Raw genomic sequence first — 5,716 nt, 5'->3', positions numbered from 1 at the left:
GTGACGACCTCGCCTCCTGGACCGGCGACGCCCGGCCGCTCACCGACGACTACGCACCCGTCGACCAGCTTCTCCAGGCCTACGGCCCGCGCGGCGGCCGGTGACCGGGCGGCGGGTCGGTCCCGCCGGAAGAACTCCACCTCCGCCAGGACCAGGCGCACCGTTTTCACCTCGCTGATCCCCGCGGTGATCGACTGGGGGCCGGGCTTGTCGCCGAGGGGCAGCTCCCTGCGGTGCCGGGCGCCGTCCCGCGTCGTCACCTCCAGGTCCATGCGGAGCGCGCGCCTGGCGGGCGTAGTCCTCCGGGGACGCGGACGCACCGTTGGTGACGATCAGGCCGACCAGCCGGAACGGCTCGCGGAAGGTGTAGGTCACCGAGGCGCCCGGGGCGGGCGCGCCCCGGTAGCGGTTGCTCAGCCCGTCGGTGATGTTCGCCGCCGGGTGCCGGGGGACCTCGGCGCTCGCCCCGGTCCGCACCGGGGTCATGGGCCTGGGCCTGCCCAGCTTGTCCCGGGTGTCCTCGTACAGGGCGCGCCCGGCCGGAAGCAGCAGGAGGCCGCCCGCGCACAGGGCCGCCGCCACGGCCAGGACCACCAGGAACCGCACCGCCCGGCCCGACCCCCGCACGCACCCGGCGGCGGGGTCCAGCGAGGCCGCGCAGCGCCGGCAGAACCTGCGGCCCGGCGGGTTGGGCGTGCCGCAGGCGGGGCACCGAGCCGTCGGCCGAGCGCAGGTAGACCTTGCGGGTCCTTCTCGTCGCGCCGGCTCGCGAACACCAGCGTGTCGCCGAGGGCGGAGGGCTGGACGTCGAAGTGGGCCGGGCCCTCGCCGAACAGCGGCGGGCTGGAGGTGTCGTCGGTCACCCGGCCCCGGCCGTGTGCGGCGCGGCAGGGCGGCGGGGTCGTGTCCGGGGAAGCGTCCGGTGCGCTTTCGGGCAGTGCCGGAGCCCGTCCCGCCGTCAGATCAGCCCGTCGCGCAGCGCGTAGCCGACCGCGTGGGCCCGGTTGCGCAGCTGCAGCCGTGTGGTGATCTCGTGCAGCACGTTCTTGACGGTCCGCTCGGAGTACGCGGTCCTGCGGGCTGTCTCCGCCGTGTTCAGGCCCTCCGACACCAGCCGGCGCACCGACCGCGGGCCGGGTTCGGTGGACATCAAAGCCATCTGCGCGCGGGTGTTGTCCAGTACGTCGGCGGCCACCGGGTGCCGTTCGGCGTGGTAGCTGTCCAGCAGCCCGTCCGGTGCCCACCCGCCGACCTCACCACAGCGTGCCGGGCGGGGACGGCGCGGTAACCGGGTGCCCGGCCGTCACGTCCATGGCGGGAAAGGTGGGAAAGTCGTCATTGTGCCATCTGGGCCGGCTGCCAGGCTGAGGCGCATGAAGCCCCACGGTGTGCTCATCGTTCTCTACGGCGACGTGCAGAGCCTGGACGTGACCGGCCCGCTGGAGGTGTTCGCGGGAGCGGCCTCGTCGTCGGCGCCCGAGCCTGAACCCCGCGCTCCTCGCCCCCGCGCCCGGTGTTGACCTTCGACCTGCTCGAAGGCCGACGATGACGGGGTGCCGAATTCCGAGCTGATGCCCATCGGGGTCTTCGCCCGGCGCACTGGCCTGACTCCCAGCGCGCTGCGGTTCTACGACGATTCCGGACTGCTGCCGCCCGCCGAGACCGACCCGGTCTCGGGTTACCGCTACTACGGCGCCGACCAGGTGCCGCGGGCCACCACCCTCCGCCGGCTCCGCCGGATCGCCATGCCGCTGGCCACCGCCGGGGCGGTGCTCGACGCCGGGCCCGGCGAGGCGTCCCGGCTGATCGACGAGCACGTCGCGAAGGTCCTCGGGGACGCGGCGGCGGTACGCGGGGACGCCGCCGCGCTCAAGTCCTCGCTCCATGGCGTGCCGAGCCGGCCGGTCGCCGCGCTGAAGGGGCCCGGACTGGCCGACGCGGTCGAGCAGGTCCTGACCGCGACCGCGTGCGATCCGGGACCGCCGGTGCTGGGCGGACTGCGCGTCGAGGCGACCGCCGAGGCGGTCGCGCTGACCGCGACTGACCGGTACCGGCTCTCGACCCGGACGCTCGTCCCCGCCGAACCGGCGGCCAACGCCTGGGCCGCCACGGTCGACGGCGGTGAACTGCGGGCCGCGACCGGCGAGATGCGCCGCAGCGCGCTGGTGCGGATCGAGGCGACGCCGTACGGGATCCGGCTGCGCATGGCGGGCCGGGAGGACCGGCACTGCCGGCTGCTGACGGACGAGTTCCCCGACCACCACCTGATGCTCGCGTCCCTGCCGGAGGCCACCACCCGCGCGACGGTGGCGAAGGACGCGCTGCTGCGGGCCCTGGAGGAACACCCGGGTGAGCGGATCGAGCTGCACGCCACCCGGCACGGCCTGACACTCCCGGCGTCCGGCGAACACCCCGGCACCCCGCTCCCGGCCACCGTGACGGGACGGGAGGCGCGGATCTCCTTCGAGCTGACCACCCTCTACCCGGCCGTCAGCACCGCCATCGGCCCCGACGTGATGCTCGACCTGCGCGGGGCCGACCAGCCCGTCACGGTCCGCTCCGCCGACCGCGGCGACCTGACCACCTGGGCCATGCCTGCCGGCCCCGGCCACTGCGCCTGACCGACGACCACGAGGAGCCCTTCCGATGACCACCCCCGCCGCCCCCGACCCGACGATGGAGGCCATCGGCGCCGCCGTCGCCGAAGGACAGACCGGCCAGGCGCAGGCCGCCCGCAGGAAACTCCTGGATCTGTGGTCCGCGATCGGCCCCACCGGCGCCCCGCTGCACCGCTGCACCCTCGCGCACCACCTGGCGGACCTCTACGAGGACCCCGCCCGGGCCATGGCCTGGGACGTCCGGGCCCTGGACGCCGCCGACGCGGTGACCGAGCGGCGCCTGCGGGAGCACCACGCCGGTCTGCGCATCGCCGCCTTCTACCCCTCCCTGCACCTCAACCTCGCCGACGACTACCGCCGGCTCGGATCGTTCGACGCCGCCGCCGAGCACATCGACGCGGCCCGCGGGCACGCACCCGACCTTCCCGAAGGCGCCTACGGCGACTTCCTGCGCACCGCCGTCGAGCAGGTGGCCGAGGCCATCACCCGGCGGGACACCACCCGGCGGTCCTCCGCCCCGGGCCCCACCGCATGACGCACGGGCAACACGCCCCCGGCCGCACGGGGGGCGGCACCGCTCCGCCGAACGCCGCCGGGACCGGGGTTTGCCGGACCGGCAAACGTACTCGCCCTCCGAGCGGGGGCTTCCACATAATCGGAGCCGAGCCGCCGGAGGGCCGGAGAGGACCAGTCCGCACCCACGGCGGCGCCCCACGGCCCTTGAGGAGGCCCTGTGCCGCAGCACGACGGACGACACACCACGGAGACCACCCACCGGTCGGTGCCCTCGCCGGGAGGCCGGATCCACCTGGTGGAGCAGGGCAGCGGGCCGCTGGTGCTGCTCGTCCACGGCTTCCCGGAGTCCTGGTACTCCTGGCGCCACCAGCTGCCGGCCCTCGCGGCGGCGGGGTACCGCGCGGTCGCGATCGACGTGCGCGGCTACGGCCGCTCCTCCGGACCGGCCGCGACGGACGCCTACCGGATGCTCCACCTGGTGGAGGACAACGTCGCGGTGGTGCGCGCCCTGGGTGAGGAGACGGCGGTTGTCGTCGGCCACGACTGGGGCTCGCCCATCGCCGCGAACTCCGCGCTGCTCAGGCCGGAGGTCTTCCGCGCCGTGGGATTGCTGAGCGTCCCCTACAGCCCGCGCGGCGGCCCGCGCCCCGGCGACGTCTTCGCGCGGATGGGAGGTGAGGAGGAGCTCTACGTCTCCTACTTCCAGCGGCCCGGCCGCGCGGAGGCCGAGATCGAGCCCGATGTGCGCGGCTGGCTCGCGGGCCTCTACGCGGCCCTGTCCGCCGACACCATGCCCGCACCCGGCGCCCCCGACCCGCACTTCGTCGGCAGGGGCGCGACGATGCGGGAGCGGTTCCCCGCCGGCCGGCTGCCCGCCTGGCTGGGCGAGGAGGAACTCGACTTCTACGCCGGTGAGTTCGAGCGCACCGGATTCACCGGGGCACTCAACCGCTACCGGAACATGGACCGCGACTGGGAGGACCTCGCCGCCTACGACGGCGCCCCCGTCACCCAGCCCTCGCTGTTCGTCGGCGGCGGCCTGGACGCCTCCACGACCTGGCTTGCCGACGCGATCGAGGCGTATCCGGCCACGTTGCCCGGCCTGGTGGCCTCCCACATCCTCGACGGCTGCGGCCACTGGATCCAGCAGGAGCGCCCCGCCGAGGTCAACTGCCTGCTGACCGGCTGGCTCGCCACCCTGCCCGCCTGACCCACCCCTTCTGCCGCGCTTCCGCCCGCACCACCCGGGCGGCCCTGACCATGGCGGGGTGGTACGGCTACGTGTGGCTGGCCGAGCCGATGAGCGTCCTGTCGAGCCCCGGCGGCGGACCGCGTACGCCGGGTGACCGTACACGCACTCCGGGTGGACGGCGTGCGGCCCTTTGTTCGGCCGCGGGGGAGACCGCGCGTACAGCACAGCACCGGGAGGGCCGCCCATGACCACAGACGACGCCCGCGCCACGGAGGAAGTGGATCCGGGAGCGGACCCGGCAGTGGACCCGGGAGGGGAACCGAACCCCTCGAGCAGCCTGCGCCCCTTCGGCGCCGTCGTCCAGGCCCTGCGCGAGCACGCCGGCCTCAGCCGCGCCGAACTCGGCACCTGGGTGCGGTACTCCAAGCACACGGTGGCCTCGGTGGAGCTGGGCCGCCGGATGCCCGACGAGTCGTTCGTGGAACTGGCCGAGGTCGCCCTCGGCGACACCGGCGCCCTGCGCAAGGCCGCCAAGCACCTGACACGCGGCGAACCGGGCCTGGCCACCTGGTTCCGCCAGTGGGCCCGCCTGGAACGGCTCGCGGTGAGCCTGGCCACGTACGAGTGCAGGCTGGTGCCGGGGTTGTTGCAGACGGAGGCGTACATGCGCGCCCTCTGCGAGAACGACATCCCACCTCTCACGGACGAGGAACTGGAAGCCACTGTGCGAGCCCGTGTGGAGAGGCAGCGGTTGCTCCACGAGAGGCCCGGCACCACCTTCGACTTCATCGTCGAGGAGGCCGTCTTCATGCGCCGTCTCGGCGGGATCGAGGTCACCTGCGAACTGCTCGACCACATCCTCGGCCTCATCTCCCGGCGTAACGTGACGCTCCAGGTCATGGCTGCGGACAGCGAGCAACACGCCTGCCTCGCCGGTCCCGTCCGGCTGCTCGAGACACCGGACGGGCAGTGGCTGGCGTACTCGGAGGGACAGGAGAACGGGCGCCTGATCGCTGACCGGAAAGAGGTGAGCCGCGTCCAGAAGCGCTATGTGAGACTGCGCTCGCAGGCCCTGTCCCCGAAAGAGTCCGCGGGCCTGCTGGAGCGGATGCGAGGAGAGTTGTGAGGACGACGGAACTCGACTGGTTCAAGTCCAGCTACAGCAGCGCCCAAGGCGATGACTGCGTGGAGGTCGCCGTCACCGGGCAGGCCGTGCACGTGCGGGACTCCAAGGACGTGAGCCGCCCGGCCTTCGCGGTCGGCCGCGAGGGCCGGGGCCGGTTCGTACGGCACATAGCGGGGGAGTAGCGCGGGACGGGCCCTGGCGGAAGAGGCTCCGGGGGGGGGGGGGGGGGGGGGGGGGGGGGGGGGGGGGGGGGGGGGGGGGGGG

6 protein-coding genes and 3 pseudogenes are annotated in these 5,716 nt (G+C 74.2%); 6 read left to right on the top strand and 3 right to left on the bottom strand.

All coding sequences use genetic code 11. The annotated features are described in order from the left end of the window. The 3 pseudogenes from LJ221_RS21170 to LJ221_RS21165 all read right to left on the bottom strand — a co-directional run. A pseudogene (locus LJ221_RS21170) lies at positions 1-272 on the bottom strand (hypothetical protein); the annotation flags it as partial. Positions 273-675: 403 nt separating this feature from the next. Next, positions 676-891: pseudogene (locus LJ221_RS24035) on the bottom strand (zinc ribbon domain-containing protein); the annotation flags it as partial. 127 nt (positions 892-1,018) lie between these two features. Next, positions 1,019-1,255, bottom strand: a pseudogene (locus tag LJ221_RS21165) (FAD-dependent oxidoreductase); the annotation flags it as partial. 118 nt (positions 1,256-1,373) lie between these two features. Here LJ221_RS21165 and LJ221_RS21160 point away from each other — a divergent pair. The 6 genes from LJ221_RS21160 (at position 1,374) to LJ221_RS21135 (ending at position 5,634) form a co-directional block, all read left to right on the top strand. Beyond that, complete coding sequence (locus tag LJ221_RS21160) at positions 1,374-1,520, top strand: hypothetical protein (protein WP_241718319.1); 147 nt, start codon at positions 1,374-1,376, stop codon at positions 1,518-1,520. 33 nt (positions 1,521-1,553) lie between these two features. Then, positions 1,554-2,621 carry a MerR family transcriptional regulator gene (locus LJ221_RS21155; protein WP_241718318.1) on the top strand — a complete coding sequence of 356 codons (1,068 nt, stop codon included), beginning with the start codon at positions 1,554-1,556 and terminating at the stop codon, positions 2,619-2,621. Between the two features lie 25 nt (positions 2,622-2,646). Then, on the top strand, positions 2,647-3,153 hold the full coding sequence (locus LJ221_RS21150; RefSeq protein WP_241718317.1) for a hypothetical protein: 507 nt from the start codon (positions 2,647-2,649) through the stop codon (positions 3,151-3,153). Between the two features lie 198 nt (positions 3,154-3,351). Next, positions 3,352-4,344: an alpha/beta fold hydrolase gene (locus LJ221_RS21145; protein WP_241718316.1), complete on the top strand. Its 993-nt coding sequence runs from the start codon at positions 3,352-3,354 to the stop codon at positions 4,342-4,344. A 226-nt stretch (positions 4,345-4,570) separates the two neighbouring features. Continuing rightward, positions 4,571-5,452 carry a helix-turn-helix transcriptional regulator gene (locus LJ221_RS21140; RefSeq protein WP_241718315.1) on the top strand — a complete coding sequence of 294 codons (882 nt, stop codon included), beginning with the start codon at positions 4,571-4,573 and terminating at the stop codon, positions 5,450-5,452. Further along, complete coding sequence (locus tag LJ221_RS21135; RefSeq protein ID WP_241718314.1) at positions 5,449-5,634, top strand: DUF397 domain-containing protein; 186 nt, start codon at positions 5,449-5,451, stop codon at positions 5,632-5,634. The genes LJ221_RS21140 and LJ221_RS21135 overlap by 4 nt, the downstream gene beginning before the upstream one ends. The last annotated feature ends 82 nt before the right edge of the window (positions 5,635-5,716 follow it).

It is taken from the genome of Streptomyces sp. CNQ085 (assembly GCF_022614595.1).
Lineage (GTDB): Bacteria > Actinomycetota > Actinomycetes > Streptomycetales > Streptomycetaceae > Streptomyces.
This window is presented reverse-complemented; position numbering and strand designations above follow the sequence as displayed.

Coding starts and splice junctions, on each gene's coding strand:
- LJ221_RS21160 (WP_241718319.1), top strand. CDS start 1,374: ATGAAGCCCCACGGTGTGCTCATCGTTCTCTACGGCGACGTGCAGAGC.
- LJ221_RS21150 (WP_241718317.1), top strand. CDS start 2,647: ATGACCACCCCCGCCGCCCCCGACCCGACGATGGAGGCCATCGGCGCC.
- LJ221_RS21140 (WP_241718315.1), top strand. CDS start 4,571: ATGACCACAGACGACGCCCGCGCCACGGAGGAAGTGGATCCGGGAGCG.